The 16666-nt window shown below is 70.2% G+C and carries 14 protein-coding genes; 10 read left to right on the top strand and 4 right to left on the bottom strand.

Annotation, left to right across the window (positions count from 1 at the left end; translation table 11 throughout):
• Positions 1–165: 165 nt before the first annotated feature.
• Both C8K30_RS04720 and C8K30_RS04715 read left to right on the top strand, forming a co-directional pair.
• Positions 166–1971, top strand: coding sequence for a BCCT family transporter (locus tag C8K30_RS04720; protein WP_369939282.1), 1806 nt, complete (start codon positions 166–168; stop codon positions 1969–1971).
• 150 nt (positions 1972–2121) lie between these two features.
• A complete protein-coding gene (locus C8K30_RS04715; protein WP_108491664.1) occupies positions 2122–2910 on the top strand; it encodes a GNAT family N-acetyltransferase in 789 nt (262 codons plus the stop codon).
• A gap of 42 nt (positions 2911–2952) precedes the next feature.
• Here the strand turns inward: C8K30_RS04715 and C8K30_RS04710 are convergent, their stop codons facing one another.
• A complete protein-coding gene (locus C8K30_RS04710; protein ID WP_108491663.1) occupies positions 2953–3483 on the bottom strand; it encodes a GNAT family N-acetyltransferase in 531 nt (176 codons plus the stop codon).
• Between the two features lie 18 nt (positions 3484–3501).
• Positions 3502–4074, bottom strand: coding sequence for a histone deacetylase (locus tag C8K30_RS04705; RefSeq protein ID WP_233256968.1), 573 nt, complete (start codon positions 4072–4074; stop codon positions 3502–3504).
• 228 nt (positions 4075–4302) lie between these two features.
• Here C8K30_RS04705 and C8K30_RS04700 point away from each other — a divergent pair, with 228 nt between their 5' ends.
• The 5 genes from C8K30_RS04700 to C8K30_RS04680 all read left to right on the top strand — a co-directional run bounded on the left by C8K30_RS04700 (position 4303) and on the right by C8K30_RS04680 (position 11383).
• Positions 4303–4761, top strand: coding sequence for a cold-shock protein (locus C8K30_RS04700; RefSeq protein ID WP_108491661.1), 459 nt, complete (start codon positions 4303–4305; stop codon positions 4759–4761).
• A gap of 231 nt (positions 4762–4992) precedes the next feature.
• Complete coding sequence (locus C8K30_RS04695; protein WP_108491660.1) at positions 4993–6810, top strand: ABC transporter substrate-binding protein; 1818 nt, start codon at positions 4993–4995, stop codon at positions 6808–6810.
• A 206-nt stretch (positions 6811–7016) separates the two neighbouring features.
• Positions 7017–8537: an ABC transporter permease gene (locus C8K30_RS04690; protein WP_108491659.1), complete on the top strand. Its 1521-nt coding sequence runs from the start codon at positions 7017–7019 to the stop codon at positions 8535–8537.
• 27 nt (positions 8538–8564) lie between these two features.
• Complete coding sequence (locus C8K30_RS04685; RefSeq protein ID WP_108491658.1) at positions 8565–9563, top strand: ABC transporter permease; 999 nt, start codon at positions 8565–8567, stop codon at positions 9561–9563.
• 2 nt (positions 9564–9565) lie between these two features.
• On the top strand, positions 9566–11383 hold the full coding sequence (locus C8K30_RS04680; RefSeq protein WP_108491657.1) for an ABC transporter ATP-binding protein: 1818 nt from the start codon (positions 9566–9568) through the stop codon (positions 11381–11383).
• A gap of 115 nt (positions 11384–11498) precedes the next feature.
• Here the strand turns inward: C8K30_RS04680 and C8K30_RS04675 are convergent, their stop codons facing one another.
• Positions 11499–12467, bottom strand: a complete 969-nt coding sequence (locus C8K30_RS04675; RefSeq protein ID WP_108491656.1) for a hypothetical protein — start codon at positions 12465–12467, stop codon at positions 11499–11501.
• Positions 12468–12551: 84 nt separating this feature from the next.
• Positions 12552–13499: a 2,3,4,5-tetrahydropyridine-2,6-dicarboxylate N-succinyltransferase gene (dapD, locus tag C8K30_RS04670; RefSeq protein ID WP_108491655.1), complete on the bottom strand. Its 948-nt coding sequence runs from the start codon at positions 13497–13499 to the stop codon at positions 12552–12554.
• 42 nt (positions 13500–13541) lie between these two features.
• Between dapD and dapE the strand changes: the two genes are divergently transcribed.
• Genes dapE through folP form a run of 3 tightly spaced genes read left to right on the top strand, consistent with a single transcriptional unit; the run spans position 13542 to position 16502 of the window.
• Complete coding sequence (gene dapE, locus C8K30_RS04665) at positions 13542–14666, top strand: succinyl-diaminopimelate desuccinylase (protein WP_108491654.1); 1125 nt, start codon at positions 13542–13544, stop codon at positions 14664–14666.
• A gap of 9 nt (positions 14667–14675) precedes the next feature.
• The gene (locus C8K30_RS04660; RefSeq protein ID WP_108491653.1) at positions 14676–15530 is read left to right on the top strand and encodes a TIGR00730 family Rossman fold protein; all 855 of its coding nucleotides are present in this window, start codon (positions 14676–14678) and stop codon (positions 15528–15530) included.
• A complete protein-coding gene (gene folP, locus C8K30_RS04655) occupies positions 15531–16502 on the top strand; it encodes a dihydropteroate synthase (protein WP_369939277.1) in 972 nt (323 codons plus the stop codon).
• The last annotated feature ends 164 nt before the right edge of the window (positions 16503–16666 follow it).

Raw genomic sequence — 16666 nt, 5'->3', positions numbered from 1 at the left:
GTCGGGCAGTCACCGGGTGAAAATCGAGGTGGTGTTAACGTGACTGGGTTTTGTCCGCACCGCAACATACGTAAAGGAGTCCTGGCGCCCCGGTGTGACAGCTCGGTGGACCCGAGCAGGAGGGGGGCCGTTGTGATGAGTACTTCAGAATCTACAAAAACCCTGTTGGGCCAGGTTCAGCGCGCCGCGCACCGGGTCGAGCGAGCCGGGCTGGGTACCAAGGGCCAGCGCACCGGTACCGACCGGATCGTCTTCGGCGTCGCCGGCCTGATCGCAGTCGCGTTCATAGTGTGGGGCTTCGCGAGCCCCGAGACCCTCGGTTCGGTATCGGACCTGGCCCTCAGCGGCGTCCTCCAGAACTTCGGCTGGCTGTTCGTCATCGCCGCCACCGTGTTCACGGTCTTCGTGCTCGTCGTCGCGATGGGCCGCTTCGGCAAGATCACCCTCGGCCAGGACGGCGAGAAGCCGCAGTACAAGACCTCCTCCTGGATCGCGATGATGTTCGCGACCGGCATGGGCATCGGCCTCATGTTCTACGGCGTCGGCGAGCCCCTGTACTTCTACATGGCCCCGCCGCCCGGAACGGTCGAGGGCTCCACCCCTGAGGCCGCGGCCACCGCCATGGGCACCACCCTGTTCCACTGGACCCTGTACCCGTGGGCCATGTACGCGATAGTGGGCCTGGGCATGGCCTACGGCACCTACCGCCTCGGCCGCGCACAGCTGTTCAGCTCGATGTTCACCTCGCTGTTCGGCCGCAAGGCGGTCAACGGTGTCGGCGGCCGGGTCATCAACATCCTGGCGATCCTCGCGACCCTGTTCGGCTCCGCCTGCTCGCTGGGCCTCGGCGCCCTGCAGATCGGTGGCGGCCTGCAGCACTCCGGCTTCCTGGGCTCCGTCGGCACCGTCGGGCTCGTGGTCATCATCGCTGTCCTGACCGCGCTGTTCGTCATCTCTGCCGTCTCCGGCATCGAGCGCGGCATCCAGTGGCTGTCCAACGCCAACATGTGGCTCGCCCTGGCGCTCGCGATCATCGTCTTCGTCGGCGGCCCCACGCTGTTCGTCCTGAACGTGCTGCCCGCGTCGCTGGGCGCCTTCGTCGGTGACCTCCCCGAGATGGCATCGCGTACCGCGGCCTCCGGTGACCAGTCCATGTCCGACTGGATGGGTACCTGGACGATCTTCTACTGGGCCTGGTGGGTGTCCTGGACGCCGTTCGTCGGCCCGTTCATCGCCCGCATCTCGCGCGGCCGTACCGTGCGCCAGTTCGTCGTCGGCGTGCTGCTGGTGCCCTCCATCGTGTCCACGCTGTGGTTCGCGATCTTCGGCGGCGGCGCCATCGGCCTGCAGGAGCGCGCCGAGCAGGCGCAGGACAGCGGCGCGGCCCTTGCCGCCATCGGCGAGCGCGGGGCGGACATCAACTTCGACCTCATCCTGTTCCAGACCCTCGGCGCCCTGAACGTGCCCGGCTGGGTCGGGCTCGTCCTGATGGGGCTGGCCGTCGTGCTCGTGGCGATCTTCTTCGTCACCGGCGCGGACTCCGCCTCCATCATCATGGGCGGGCTGTCCGAGAACGGCGCCGAGGAACCCAGCAGGAAGTCGGTGATCTTCTGGGGCGTGAGCACGGGTGCCGTGGCGGCGGCCATGCTGCTGGCCGGCGGCGACGATCCCGCCAGCGCCCTGAACGGGCTCAAGAACATCACCATCGTCTCGGCGCTGCCGTTCGTCGTGGTGATGCTCGTGCTGTGCGTGGCGCTGTGGAAGGACCTCTCGCGCGACCCGCTGGTCCTCAAGCGGGAGCTGGCGGTCCAGGTGCTGCACGAGACCGTCGACAGCGGCGTGGAGAAGCACGACGGCGAGCCGTTCGAGCTCACCACGTCGGCCACTCCCGAGGACGGCGCCCCGGCCGATCCGGAGAACGGCGTGCCGGCATCGTCGGCAACCGCACTGAGACCAAACGCCAAGCACTGACGGCTCCGCCGCCCCATACCCAGCGAGGTCGGCAGCTTGCCTCGAGATCGGCTCAGCACTGGACCGACCTCGAGGCAGGCTGCCGACCTCGCTGGGCTCCTCACCAAATAACTTTGCCCTGCCTCATACCGATCCTGGAACGTGTGCCCCATGACCGACCCCTCTCGCCTGCTTCAGGCCTACGACGAGCAGCTCCGCACCGACGCCGAGACCCCGAGCGCGATCTCCGTGACCCGCCTCGGGCCGCTGCGCCTGGTGACCTTCCTGGGCGGGCGTGGCTTCGTCTCGTACCGCGACCTGGACGGGGCCGACGAGGCTCGCGTGCAGGAGCTCGTCGACGAGGCCGTCGCCCACTTCCGGGCCGACGGCGGCATCACGAAGGTCGAGTGGAAGACCCGCGGCCACGACCACGCCCCGGGCCTGCACGAGGCCCTGCTGAAGCACGGGTTCGAGCCGGAGGAGCCGGAGTCGATAATGATCGGCGAGGCGGCCGCCCTCGCGGTCGACGTCCCGCTGCCCGACGGCGTCACGCTGCGCCGCGTCACCGAGGAGCCGGACGTACGGGCCATGTCCGCGATGGCGGACGAGGTGTTCGGCAGCCCGGAGTCCGACGAGACGGCGAACGCGCTCCTGCGTCGCCTGGGGCTCGACGACGGCATGGAGCTCTGGGTCGCGGAGTCCGACGGCCAGATCGTCACCGCTGGCCGGCTGGAGCCGGTGGCGGACACGGACTTCGCGGGAATCTGGGGCGGCTGCACCCGGCCCGAGTGGCGTGGCCGCGGCATCTACCGGGCCCTTACCGCGGCCCGCGCGCGCTCGGCCCTGGCGGTTGACAAGACCCTGATCCACAGCGACTCGACCGAGTACTCGCGCCCCATCCTGGAGCGCTACGGCTTCGTCAAGGTGTCCACGACGACGCCCTACGTCTGGCAGCGCTGACGCCGGATCCGGCGCAGGGGCCGACGGCGCCCGGGCCGAACCTCAGCCCGCCCGCCGTCGGCCCATGATGTTCGCCGGCTCGGTGATCCCGGCGTAGCGGAACCCGGGCACCAGGTCCACGAACCCGAGGCGGCGATAGAGCACCTTGGCCCGGTCGGCGGGGTCGGCGGTGGTGGACAGCAGGGTGTGCCGGTGCGGGGTCCGGCCGAGCAGCTCCCGCATCAGCGCGGTCCCGAGGCCCTGGCCCTGGTGCCCTGGCAGGATCTCCAGCTCGTTGAGCTCGAACGTGTCGACCGTCCAGTCCGCGTGCCCGGCGTTCACGAGCGCCGGCCCGACCTGCTGCGGCCACCAGTGGTCGCTCTGGTAGTCGAACCCGTACACGAACCCCACGAGGGTCTCGCCGTCGAACGCGCCGAACGTCAGCGCGCCGTCGTACAGCGGCAGGTAGGCGAGCCGGGTGTCCCGGAAGTGGTCGCGGCGCTCGTCGGAGTAGCCGAAGGCCCGCTGGTAGATCCCGGCGATCTCGTCCGCGCGCCGCAGCACCTCGGAGGTCTCCAGCGCGCGGATCGTCATGGAGGCACGCTAGCGCCGTCAGGCGGTGGCGTCGCGAGGGGCCACCGTCGCCAGGTAGGCCGTGACCTCGGCGTCGGACCAGCCGTGCGCCTCGCGCAGGCCCGCCCCGATCATGGCCACGTACGCGGCGGACGGCGCCGAGTGGGCCACGTCCGCGTGCCCGTGCGGCGCGGTGAAGGTGAGCATCGGCAGCCCGTCCAGCCGTCCGACGGCGACCAGCGTCTCGTAGCGGCCCGGCCCCGCCGTGTGCCGGCCGGCTATGCCCGCGAGGAGGGCGGCCTCCAGCGGGCCGCCGGGCGCCGGGGAACGATGCATCTCCTGTGCGGCGAGGTCGGCGAGCTGGGCAGCGGTGATGAGGTACGCGCGGGCCGGCGTCGGGCCGGTGGCGTCATGGTCGTAGAAGGCGATGCCGCCGCCCCACACGGTTGACTCACCCGCGAACCAGAGGCGCCCGGGCAGGTGGACCGCCCGGTCCTCGCGGGGGAGGGTGCGGTCCCGCGCGCCCGGGTACTGCCGCCGCGCGCCCGGCGGGCGCCCGCCCGCGAGATAGCAGGTCAGGCGGGCCCGGGCCATGTTGGACCCGTAGCTCACGTACCAGACCTCCGTCGTGGACGGGGTCGGCGGGGGCGTCGGCGGGGAAGCCAGCGGGAGATCTCCTCGGGAAGGTCGTGCCGGGCAAACGACCTACACGTTACGTGATCGTGGCGGAACGCGGCCGTGACGGGACGCGGGAAGAGCCGCGCGTGTTCGACGACGCGGAGTTGGACAAGCGTCCTAGACTCGTTGGCGCAGGGGTTCTTACGAGGCGGAGTGTGTGTCGTGGTTCAAGGCAAGGTCATCAGGTTCGATGAGGTTCGCGGCTACGGGTTCGTTGCGCCGGACTCGGGTGGCGACGACGTGTTCATCCACGTCAACGACCTCGAGTTCGACAAGCGCAACCTCGCTGTCGGCGCGGTGGTGGACTTCGCGGTGGAGGACGGCGACCGGGGTCTGAAGGCCTCGACGGTCACCCTGGTGACGCCGGCCCCGGCGTCGGCTCTCGCCCCGGCGATGGCTTCGGCCGCCGTCGGCTCGGGGTCTGCCGCGCCCGCTCCCGCCTTCCTCCCGCCCCTGTCCGACGTCGGGTCGCGGCCAGACGGTGACGGGCCCTCCGAGCGGGAGCTCGCCGTCGAGGTGACAGAGGTCCTCCTTGCGGCCGTGCCGACCCTCACCGCCGAGCAGGTCCTGGCGACCCGAGGTGCCTTTGTCGCGGTGGCGCGCTCGCACGGTTGGGTGTGAACTTCACCCCGGGTGTTACCGCTCTGTTTCCGCCTCTGATGCGCGGCGACGGCGCCGCTACCGAGCGATATCAGGTCGGTAACGATCAGATCCGCCCAACGTCGAAGTAGGGCAAACCCTCCCATCACGTGAGTAGCGTGAGCGGAAACCATGACGGTGACGGACGTCTCACCCCACGCGCTGCGGCGTGGTGGCGGTGGTTCGACGCCGGCATTCCCCTGAGGAGGAACATTGAAGATCAGGCGACTGAGCGCTGCCGTCGCGGTGGCTGCCAGTGGTGCGCTGCTGTTCTCGGCGTGCACCAGCCCGGCGGGCAGTAACGACCCGGCCGAAGGTGAGTCCACGGAGACCACCGCAACGGCCGCCGGTCCGTGCAAGGCCGATCTCGGTGACATCGAGACCGCCGACGGTGAGGTCAAGGTGTCTGTCGAGGACGAGTTCCTCGGTTACAACTCGAACACGCCGGAGACCTACTCCACGTACAACAGCGCCGTGACCGAGCGCCTCATCGGCGGCTTCTGGTACTTCGGTACCGACGGCGCCATCTGCGCGGACGAGGAGTACGGCACCTACAAGGCCATCTCCGAGGACCCGCTGCAGGTCGAGTACACCCTCAACGACGAGGCGGTCTGGTCGGACGGCACGCCGATCACCTACGCCGACTACCTGCTCGACTGGGCCGCCCAGGCGATCACCAAGGACGGCAAGGTCACCAAGGACGGCACTGAGACCAACCCGCTCTTCAACCACATCTCCGGCCTGACGCTGGGCGACTACGTCCCCGAGGGGCCGCAGGCGGACTCGCCGGACGCGAAGACGTTCACCTACGACTACGAGCGGGTGTACGCCGACTGGAAGATCCAGATCGGTGGCGCCTTCCCGGCACACGTCGTCGCCGAGCAGGCGGGCGTCTCCACCGAGGAGCTCGTCACCGCGATCCAGGACCTGGACATGGACGTCCTGAAGAAGGCCGCCGACTTCTGGAACAAGGGCTGGCTGTCGCAGCCGGGCGAGGTCCCGGACCCGAAGATCGCTCCGGTCAGCGGCCCGTACGACTTCAAGGCCGACGGCTGGGAGGCCGGTCAGTACATCACCCTCGAGGCGAACGACGCCTACTGGGGCACGCCGGCCGCCACGAAGGAGCTCACGATCCGCTTCGTCGCCGCCGACGCGCAGATCCAGGCGCTCGCCAACGGTGACCTCGACGTCATCCAGCCGAACGGTCCGACCGTCGACACGGTGCAGCAGCTCGAGCAGCTCGGCGACGCGGTCAAGGTGGACACCAACCAGAACCTGACCTGGGAGCACCTCGACTTCAACTTCGGCGACGGCATCTTCTCCGACAGCCTGGAGGCCCGTGAGGCGTTCGCGCTCTGCGTGCCGCGCCAGAAGATCGTCGACGACCTGATCGCGCCGATCGACCCCGAGGCCGTCGTCATGAACGCCCGCGAGGTCTTCCCGTTCCAGGAGAACTACGAGGACGTCGTGTCCCAGTCCTACGACGGCCGGTACGACGAGGTCGACCTCGACGCCGCCAAGGAGAAGTTCGCTGCCGCGGGCCTCGAGGACGGCGTGGAGGTTCGTATCGGCTACGCCGCGCCGAACCCGCGTCGTGCCGCCGAGGTCGAGGCCATCAAGTCCTCGTGCGACCAGGTCGGCTTCGACATCGTCGACAACGCCGCGGAGGACTTCTTCGACAAGGACCTGCCGAACGGTGACTACGAGGTAGCGCTGTTCGCCTGGGCTGGTTCGGGCCAGATCGCATCGGGCCAGAACATCTACGCGACGGACTTCCCGCAGAACTATGGCAAGTACTCCGACGCGACCGTCGACGAGGCGTGGGACACGCTGGCCTCGACCACGGACGAGGCAGTGCACGCCGAGCAGACCGTGATCATCGAGAAGCAGCTGTGGGACACGCTCTTCGGTATCCCGCTCTTCGCCCACCCGGGCGTCATCGCCAACAGCTCGAGCCTGAGCAACGTGTTCAACACCGCCGCCCAGAGCGGCGTCGTGTGGAACGCCGAGCAGTGGTCTCGCGCCTCCTGACGCGAGCCTGACGCAAGACCTGCGGGGAAGGGAGCGCCTGTTCCCTTCCCCGCAGGGCTGTCTGCCGCCGTCCAGAGTGGTGTCCAGGATTAATTCCCGGCCTGACCTGGGCCGATGGTGGCAATTTTCATCCGGTGTCCTATAGTGACACGCTGATCGCTTTCCCCAGCAGACGCCGTGCTGCGTCCGCCTCGAAGGGCCACCCCGTGCTCAAGTTCATTCTCCGGCGCATCGGCGCCTCGGCGCTCGTCCTGCTCGGCGCCTCATTGCTCGTCTACGTCCTGACCATCAACTCGGGCGACCCGCTCAAGGACCTGCGTGAGTCCAACGACCCGAACCGCGCCACGCTCATCGCAGAGCGCATCGCGCGGATGCGGCTCGACGACCCTTGGTACGAGCGGTACTGGGACTGGCTCAAGGGCGTCGGAGGGTGCTTCACCGGGAACTGTGACCTCGGTGTCACCGTCAACGGAATCGACGTTGCGACGCTGACGCAGCAGGCGGCGTCCTCGACGCTACGGCTCGTGACCGTGGCTACGCTGCTCGCCATCTTCGTCGGCATCGCGCTCGGTATCCTCACCGCGATCCGGCAGTACTCGGGCTTCGACTACACCATCACCTTCAGCGCGTTCCTCTTCTTCTCGCTGCCGGTGTTCTGGGCGGCGACCCTGCTCAAGGAGTACGCGGCCATCCAGTACAACAACTGGATCGCCGTGGGCCAGTACGCGCCGTGGACCATAGTCATCGTCGCGGTGCTGGCGGCCTTCGTGCTCCAGGCAGTGCTCGGCGGGACCACCAAGCGCCGGCTGATCACTGCTGCCGCCGTGTTCGGATTCGTCACTGTCGTGCTCTTCGTGTTCAACGCCCTCGACTGGTGGCGCAACCCGATGTTCGGCATCGGCGGGGTGCTGCTGGTCTCGGCCGCCGCGGGTGTGCTCGTCACCGCGCTGGTCGCCGGCGTCCGTAACCGGCGCGCGCTCTACGCTGCGTTCACCACCGCCGTCGTCGGCGTGGCCGCCTACTGGCTCACCGCGCCGTTCCTGGTCAACCAGCCCTCGTGGCTGCTGCTCGCCGGGCTCTTCGTGGTCGCCGTCGTGGTCTCGGTGGCGATCGGGGCCGCCTGGGGTGGCTACGCGCGCAAGCAGTCGATGCTCGTCACCGGCATCACGGGCGTCATCACCAGCCTCATGGTCGTCGCCGACATCCTCATCGCGCACTGGGCAAGCTTCCTGAGCGTCAAGTCGCGCCCGATCTCGACCATCGGCTCGCAGACCCCGAACTTCACCGGCGGGTTCTGGGAGCAGGTGCTCGACCTGGGCACGCAGATCCTGCTGCCGACCATCCTGCTCACCCTGGTCTCCGTGGCGAGCTACTCCCGCTACACGCGGTCCTCGATGCTCGAGACGCTGAACCAGGACTATGTGCGCACCGCCCGGTCGAAGGGCCTGTCCGAGCGCGAGGTCATCGTCAAGCACGCGTTCCGCAACGCACTGATCCCGATCACGACGATCATCGCCTTCGACTTCGCGGGCATCATCGGCGGCGCGATCATCACGGAGCAGGTGTTCGGCTGGAAGGGCATGGGCGCGCTGTTCCAGGACGGCCTGAACGCCGTCGACCCCGCGCCGGTCATGGCGTTCTTCCTCGTCACGGGCGTCGCCGCCGTGGTGATGAACCTAGTGGCAGACATTGCGTACGCGGCCCTCGACCCCCGGATCCGGCGCTGAGCGCGGGCCACGGCAGGAGACACAGACATGAGTGACATCAGGAACAGCAATCCGGGCGGCGAGGACTACGAGCCGCAGATCTCGGCATCCGGCGTCGACGCCGTCGGCCTCGCGGCAGGTGGCTCTGCCGACCCCCTGCCGGGCGAGGACAAGTCCTACAGCCAGGGCCAGCTCGTCGCGCGCCGGTTCTTCCGGCACCGCGCCGCGGTGACCTCGATGATCGTGCTCGGCATCATCATCGTCGTGGCGTTCACGTCCATCGGAGTCGGCAGCATCCCCGGCTGGTGGCCCAAGGACTACACGCTCCAGTACGACAAGATCGGCGACGGCGCGCCCACCTGGGCGTACCCGTTCGGCCAGGACACGGGCGGCAAGGACTACTTCGCCCTGGTCATGCGTGGCACGCAGTTCTCGCTGATCATCGCGTTCGCCGTCGGCATCATCTCGACCGTCGTCGGCACGCTGATCGGGGCCCTGGCGGGCTTCTACCGCGGGTGGCTGGAGTCGATCCTCATGCGGATGACCGACGTCTTCATCGTCATCCCGCTGCTGGTCATCGCGGCGGTGCTCGGCAAGACGGCGTCGGGCTGGGGCATCCTGGGCCTCGCCCTCGTGCTCGGCCTGGTCACCTGGACCGGCCTGGCCCGCCTGGTGCGCGGCGAGGTGCTCTCGCTGCGCGAGCGCGACTTCGTGCTCGCCGCCCAGGCCGTCGGCACGAGCCCGTGGCGCATCATCAGCCGGCACGTGCTGCCCAACGCCGTGGGCGTCATCATCGTGTCCGCGACGCTCTCGATCTCCAGCGCCATCCTGCTGGAGACCTCGCTGAGCTTCCTCGGGTTCGGCGTGCAGCCGCCCGACACGTCGCTCGGCACCCTCATCTCCGAGTACCAGGCGGCCTTCGCGACCCGGCCGTGGCTGTTCTGGTGGCCCGGCCTGATGATCCTGACCATCGCCCTGTGCGTGAACTTCATCGGCGACGGCCTGCGCGACGCGTTCGACCCCCGCCAGAACCGGACCAAGGACTGAGAATGACGACTCTCGACATCAGCGCTCCCGGTCCCGTCACCGCGACCGGCGACGCCGTCCTCTCGTTCGAGGACCTCTCCGTCACGTTCAAGACCGAATTCGGCGACGTGCACGCCGTCAAGGGCATCGACCTGGAGGTGCGCCCGGGGGAGGTCGTCGCGCTCGTGGGCGAGTCCGGCTCGGGCAAGTCCGTCACCTCGATGACGGCGCTCGGCCTGCTGCCCCGCAACGCGCGCGTCGGCGGCACCATCCGCGTGGGCAACAAGGAGGTGGGCGCCCTCGACGGCAGGGGGCTGCGCAGCATGCGCGGCAACGACGTGGCCATGGTGTTCCAGGAGCCCATGACCGCCCTGAACCCGGTGCTCACGATCGGCGACCAGCTCACCGAGGGCCTGCAGCTGCACGGCATCGCCTTCGGCAAGCAGGCGACGGCGCGGGCCGCGGAGCTGCTCACCATGGTCGGCATCCCCGAGCCGGAGCGCCGCCTCAAGCAGTACCCGCACGAGCTCTCCGGCGGCCAGCGCCAGCGCGTGGTCATCGCCATGGCGATCGCGTGCGACCCCAAGGTGATCATCGCCGACGAGCCCACCACGGCCCTGGACGTGACCGTGCAGGCCGACATCCTCGACCTGCTGCGCTCGCTCAAGGACAAGCTGAACACCGGCATCCTGCTGATCACCCACAACATGGGCGTCGTGGCGGACATGGCCGACCGCGTCGCGGTCATGCTCAAGGGTGACCTCGTCGAGACGGGGACCGCCGACCAGGTGCTCAACCACCCCCGCCACGACTACACGAAGCGCCTGCTGGCCGCCGTGCCCCACCTGGGGTCCGGGCCGGGCCAGTTCGGCGACGTCGCCCCGGTCGACGCGGCGCCCGAGGACCTGCCCGCGCTCGACCTGGGCAACCTCGTGATCGAGTACCACCGGGTGGGCAAGCCCACCTTCCGGGCCGTCGACGACGTGTCGCTGTCCGTGGCCCAGGGCGAGATCGTGGGCCTCGTGGGCGAGTCGGGCTCCGGCAAGTCCACCATCGCCAAGTGCGCGCTGGGGCTCATCCCCGCGGCCTCCGGCTCGGTGTCGATCCTCGGGACCGACTTCACGAAGCTCCGCGGCAAGGAGCTCAAGGCCCTGCGCAAGCGCATCGGCGTCGTGTTCCAGGACCCGGCGTCGTCGCTCAACCCGCGCCTGCCCATCGGTGACGTGATCGCGGAGCCGCTGGTGGTGCACAAGGAGGGCGACGAGCGGTCGCGGCGCCGCCGCGTGCTGGAGCTGCTCGACGCCGTCGAGCTGCCCCGCAGCGTCTACAACCGGTACCCGCACGAGCTCTCGGGCGGCCAGCGGCAGCGCGTGAGCATCGCCCGGGCGCTCACGCTCGACCCCGAGCTGCTGGTCGCGGACGAGCCGACGTCGGCCCTGGACGTGTCCGTGCAGGCCAACGTGCTCAAGATGTTCACGGCGCTGCAGGAGCGGTACAAGTTCGCCTGCCTCTTCGTGAGCCACGACCTCGCGGTGATCGACCTGCTGGCCCACCGCGTGGTGGTGCTGCAGAACGGCAAGATCGTGGAGCAGGGCCCGCGCGAGGAGGTGCTGCACCACCCCCGCGAGGAGTACACGCAGCGCCTCATCGCCGCAGCACCCGTGCCGGAGCCGCTGGAGCAGCGGCGCCGTCGCGAGGCGCGGCACGCGCTGCTGAACCAGCTCGGCGACGACGTCGCGGAGCTGGTTATCGAGGACGACTACGAGCGTCCGGTACCCAAGCGGGACGAGGGCGGCACCCCTTCGGGCCTCGCCGGCCTCACGGACGCCGACAACAACTGACCCGCCGAAGAGAACCGTGGCGAAGTAGAACTGTGGCGCACCCTCGGGTGCGCCACAGTTCTACTTCGCTCTGGTTCCATCTCGCCACAGTTCTACCTCGGCGCACCGGGGGTGGTTATTCGGCGGTGTCCACCGTGATGCGGACCTCACCCGGGTTCAGCTGCGTCTCGGCTTCGGTCCAGGCGGCCTCCTCGCGGAGCCACACCTGCCCGCCCAGGTGCACCTCGATCGCCTGCGTGGCGTGGGCCGTCGCGACGGCCCACTGGCCGACGGCCCAGGCCCCGCGCGCGGGGTCGTCCGGTGTGAGCGGCGAGGCGTCGACGGTCACCGTGGCCGACGCCGGATCCTGCCGGTTCGGGTCCGCTGAGCCGGTCGCGGGGGCGAGCCCGAGGTCGCGGCCCAGGCGGCCCACCACGACGTCGCGGGCGGCGTCGGGGGCGAGCTGATCGCCGTCCGCCACCGGAGCGAGCTCGCAGGACAGGGCGCCGGGAGAGTTGCCGGTGAGGGCCGAGGCCCAGGCGCGCGACCGCATCTCGTGCTGCGCGTACGCCTCGGGGTAGGCGGAGCGCTGCACGGTCTGTGCGGCGTCGGTCACCGCCATGTCCTCGTACCCCTCGACCTCCACCAGCACGTCGTAGAAGGCGTTCGTCGAGTACACCGGGTCGAGGATCTCCTCGGCGGTGCCCCAGCCCTGCGACGGGCGCTGCTGGAACAGCCCGACCGAGTCGCGGTCGCCGTGCTCGATGTTGATGAGCTTCGACTCCTGCAGGGCCGTGGCCAGCCCGATCGTCGCTGCCCGCGCCGGCAGGCCGCGCGCGAGCGAGGTGCCCGCCACGAGCGCCGCGTTGTCCGCCTGGTCGGGGGACAGGTACCAGTCCGAGTCGTTGAGCACGGCGGTGCAGCGCTCGGTGACGGGCCCGGAGCCCGTCAGCCGGTTCAGCCCCACGACGACGCCGACCGTCCCGACCGCGCACACGGTCCCGATGGCCACGACGTACTTGAGCGCACGCCTCATCGGACTTCGCGGCGCGGAGCCGTCGACCGGAGGCGGGCCCGGCGAGCCGGCCTGGGCCAGGAGTGCCATGCGTGCTCCCTGTAGTCCGGGGAATCAGGAGGACCGCAAAGTGTAATCCGCCTGGTCAGGGGTAGTGCAAGCGGGTTACGCACATCAGTTCGTGTGCAGCACGTCGTTCAGCTCGATCCCGACGCCGGTCCGGTCCAGCACCTCGACGGCGCCCGTGGTGGAGTTCCGCCGGAACAGCAGGTTGCTGCGGCCCGCGAGGTCACGTGCCTTGACGGGAGCGGTTCCGTCACCGTACGGATCGGCCGCGGCGCCGAGCACCGTTACCTTGGTGCCCGCCGTGAGATACAGACCGGCCTCGACCACGCAGTCGTCGCCGAGGGGGATGCCGAGGCCCGCGTTGGCGCCCAGGAGGCACCGCTCGCCGAGCGACACCACCTCCTTGCCCCCGCCGGACAGGGTGCCCATGATCGAGGCGCCACCGCCGACGTCGGACCCGTCGCCCACCGTGACGCCCGCCGAGATACGGCCCTCGACCATGGACGCGCCGAGCGTGCCCGCGTTGAAGTTGACGAAGCCCTCGTGCATCACGGTGGTGCCGGGGGCGAGGTACGCGCCGAGGCGGACCCGGTCGGCGTCGGCGACGCGGACGCCGGACGGGATCAGGTAGTCGACCATCCGCGGGAACTTGTCGACGCCGAATACCGTGACGTGGCCGCGGGCCCGCAGCCGCAGGCGGGTCTCCTCGAAGCCGGTGACGGCGCACGGGCCGGCGCTGGTCCAGACGACGTTCGTCAGCGCGCCGAAGATCCCGTCCATGTTGAGCCCGTGCGGGCGGACCAGGCGGGCCGACAGCAGGTGGAGCCGCAGGTAGGCGTCCGGGACGTCCTTGGGCGGGTCGGCGAGGTCGATCTGCGTGGTCACGACCTCGAGCCGGACGCCGCGCACGTCGTCCGCGCCGGTGGCCCCCGTGAGCGCCTCCGGCGGGGTGGCACCAGCGGGAACATCGCCGAGGGCGGGCGCCGGGTACCAGGTGTCGAGGGTGGTGCCGTCGGCGGCGATCGTGGCAAGGCCGAAACCCCATGCGGTCGTCATGACTCCAGCCTAACGGCCATGACCAGCGCCTAGGGTTGCCCTGTGGACACCGTGATCGACCCAACTCTGCTCGACCCGTCCGGCAAGACCGACCTCGTTGCTCTCACCCGGACCATCTGCGACATCCCGTCCGTCAGCGGCGACGAGAAGGCCCTGGCGGACGCCATCGAGACGGTCCTGCGGGCGTGCCCGCACCTGGAGGTGCTGCGCGACGGCGACGCCCTGGTCGCCCGCACGAACCTGGGCAGGGACCGGCGGGTGGTCGTGGCCGGCCACATCGACACCGTCCCGATCGCGGACAACCTGCCGACGCAGCTGGTCGGCGCCGGCGACGACGCAGTGCTCTGGGGCCGGGGCACTGTCGACATGCTGGGCGGGGTGGCGGTCGCCCTCGCGCTCGCCGTGGAGCTCGGCGCGCCCGGCAGCGCTCCGGCCCACGACCTGACGTGGATCTTCTACGACCACGAGGAGGTCGACTCGGCCCTCAACGGCCTGGGCCGTCTCGCGCGCAACCACCCCGAGCTCCTGCACGGGGACTTCGCGATCCTGGGGGAGCCCTCCGACGCCGGGATCGAGGGTGGCTGCAACGGCACCATGCGCATCGAGGTGCGCACGCACGGCGTGGCCGCGCACTCGGCGCGGGCGTGGACGGGCGAGAACGCGATCCACGCCGTGGCCCCGGTGCTCGACCGGCTCGCGGCCTACGAGCCGTGCGAGGTGGAGGTCGACGGCCTGGTCTACCGCGAGGGCCTCAACGCCGTGCGGATCGAGGGCGGCATCGCCGGCAACGTGATCCCGGACGCGTGCACGGTGGAGGTGAACTATCGGTTCGCCCCGTCGCGCTCCGTCGACGAGGCCGAGGCGCACCTGCGGGAGGTCTTCGAGGGGTTCGACGTCGAGGTGACCGACGCCGCCGGCGGCGCGCGCCCGGGCCTCGACGACCCCCTTGCCGCCCAGTTCGTGGCGTCGGTGCTGGCCACGACCGGTGGCGCGCCCGCGCCGAAGTACGGATGGACCGACGTCGCCCGGTTCGCCGAGCTGGGCGTGCCCGCGGTGAACTTCGGCCCGGGCGATCCCCTGCTCGCGCACAAGGACGACGAGCACCTGCCCGTGGCGCAGCTCGCGCTGTGCCGGGACGCGCTGCGGGCCTGGCTGCTGGGCGGATAATTTGGTCCTATGAGCGACGACGGAATTCCACAGTCCGGCCGCGGGTACCGCCGAGGTCCGGTTCTGCTGCGCGGGAACCAGATCCCGCGGACCACCACGGACCAGCGACTCCTGGCGTCGGACCAGGACACGGACTGGCTGCACCTGGACCCGTGGCGCGTGATGCGTATCCAGAGCGAGTTCGTGGAGGGTTTCGGCGCGCTGGCAGAGCTCGGCCAGGCGGTCTCGGTGTTCGGCTCGGCACGGACCAAGCCGGACCACGAGGACTACGCCGCGGGGGAGACCGTGGGCCGGCTCCTGGTCGAGGCCGGGTACGCCGTCATCACGGGTGGCGGGCCCGGCGTCATGGAGGCCGCGAACAAGGGCGCCGCCGAGGCGGGCGGCACCTCCGTCGGTCTCGGTATCGAGCTGCCCTTCGAACAGGGTGTCAACGAGTACGTCAATCTCGGTATCAACTTCCGGTACTTCTTCGCGCGAAAGACGATGTTCCTGAAGTACGCACAGGGATTCATCGTGATGCCTGGAGGATTCGGCACCTTCGACGAGCTCTTCGAAGCCGTCACTCTGGTTCAGACGCACAAGGTGACCCAGTTCCCGATCGTCCTGGTCGGTAAGGACTACTGGGGCGGCCTCCTGGAGTGGATCCGGTCGACAGCACTGGCGCACGGCGCCATCAGCCAGGCCGACCTCGACATCATCTACCTCACCGACGACCCCGCCGAGGCGGTGCGGCACGTCGTCGACCGGGCCAGCCAGATCGCGGCGGAGCAGGCCGCGCTGCAGGCGGCGGCGTCCGCGGGGCGTGCCGCCGAGGAAGCGGCGGCGGTCGGGACCGGGCTGCGGGCCGCCTCGGGCGGCGCGTAGGTGGACGGTCCGGACGTCCCCGAGGTGACGGTTCCGGCAGCTCCAGAGCCTGCGGTCCCGGTGGCGTCCGCGCCGCTGGTCCTGCGCGGGCGCGAGGTGGGGGTGGACGGGCGCGCGGTGCGCCCCGTCGTGATGGCGGTGCTGAACCGCACCACCGACTCGTTCTACGCCCCCGCCCGGGTGCCGGACGACGCCGCGGCGCTGGCCGCCGCGGAGCGCGCGTTCGCGGACGGCGCCGAGATCCTCGACGTCGGCGGCGTGCGGGCCGGCAACGGTTCGCCGGTGGACGAGGCCGAGGAGATCCGGCGCGTGGTGCCCTTCGTGGCGCAGGTCCGGCGGGCCGTGCCGGACCTCCTGGTCTCGGTCGACACCTGGCGCGCGGGGGTGGCCCGCGCGGCGATCGACGCGGGCGCGGACCTGATCAACGACACCTGGGCCGGGCACGACCCCGACCTGGTGGAGGTGGCGGGCGCGGCCGGCGTCGGCGTCGTCTGCTCGCACACGGGGGGAGCCGTGCCGCGCACGGACCCGTACCGGGTGGAGTACCCAGGGGCACGCGACGGTGACCCGCGTGACGGGCTGGTGGCCGACGTCGTGGCGACCCTGCGGGCCGCCGCGGAGCGGGCAGTGGCGTGCGGCGTGCCGCGCGAGTCCGTGCTCGTGGACCCGACCCACGACTTCGGCAAGAACACGTGGCACTCCCTGCACCTGCTGCGCAGCACGGGCGTGCTGGCCGGGCTCGGGTTCCCGCTGCTCATGGCGCTGTCCCGCAAGGACTTCGTGGGGGAGACGCTCGACCTGCCGCCCGAGGAACGCCTGGAGGGGACGCTCGCCGCGACGGCGGTGGCCGCATGGCTGGGCGCACGGGTCTTCCGTGCCCACGACGTGACCGCCACGCGTCGCGTCCTCGACCTCGTGGCGGCCGTCCGCGACGAGGCTCCGCCGGCCGCCGCGCTGCGCGGTCTTGCCTGATCCGTCCGCGCTCCGTTCGCGCTGCGTCCCAGATCGTGCCTGATCCGACGCATGGTCCGACGAAGGACGACCAATTAGCGGGTGGAAAGTAAGGGGCGCCATTTGAACTAGAATGGGTCTGTGCCCTCGGCGTTCGCCGGGATCATGAATGCTGCTACACACCG

It is taken from the genome of Promicromonospora sp. AC04, from assembly GCF_003058225.1.
In the GTDB taxonomy this organism is placed as follows: Bacteria; Actinomycetota; Actinomycetes; order Actinomycetales; family Cellulomonadaceae; genus Promicromonospora.
This window is presented reverse-complemented; position numbering and strand designations above follow the sequence as displayed.

Coding starts and splice junctions, on each gene's coding strand:
- C8K30_RS04715 (WP_108491664.1), top strand. CDS start 2,122: ATGACCGACCCCTCTCGCCTGCTTCAGGCCTACGACGAGCAGCTCCGC.
- C8K30_RS04710 (WP_108491663.1), bottom strand. CDS start 3,483: ATGACGATCCGCGCGCTGGAGACCTCCGAGGTGCTGCGGCGCGCGGAC.
- C8K30_RS04685 (WP_108491658.1), top strand. CDS start 8,565: ATGAGTGACATCAGGAACAGCAATCCGGGCGGCGAGGACTACGAGCCG.
- C8K30_RS04680 (WP_108491657.1), top strand. CDS start 9,566: ATGACGACTCTCGACATCAGCGCTCCCGGTCCCGTCACCGCGACCGGC.
- C8K30_RS04675 (WP_108491656.1), bottom strand. CDS start 12,467: ATGGCACTCCTGGCCCAGGCCGGCTCGCCGGGCCCGCCTCCGGTCGAC.
- dapD (WP_108491655.1), bottom strand. CDS start 13,499: ATGACGACCGCATGGGGTTTCGGCCTTGCCACGATCGCCGCCGACGGC.
- C8K30_RS04660 (WP_108491653.1), top strand. CDS start 14,676: ATGAGCGACGACGGAATTCCACAGTCCGGCCGCGGGTACCGCCGAGGT.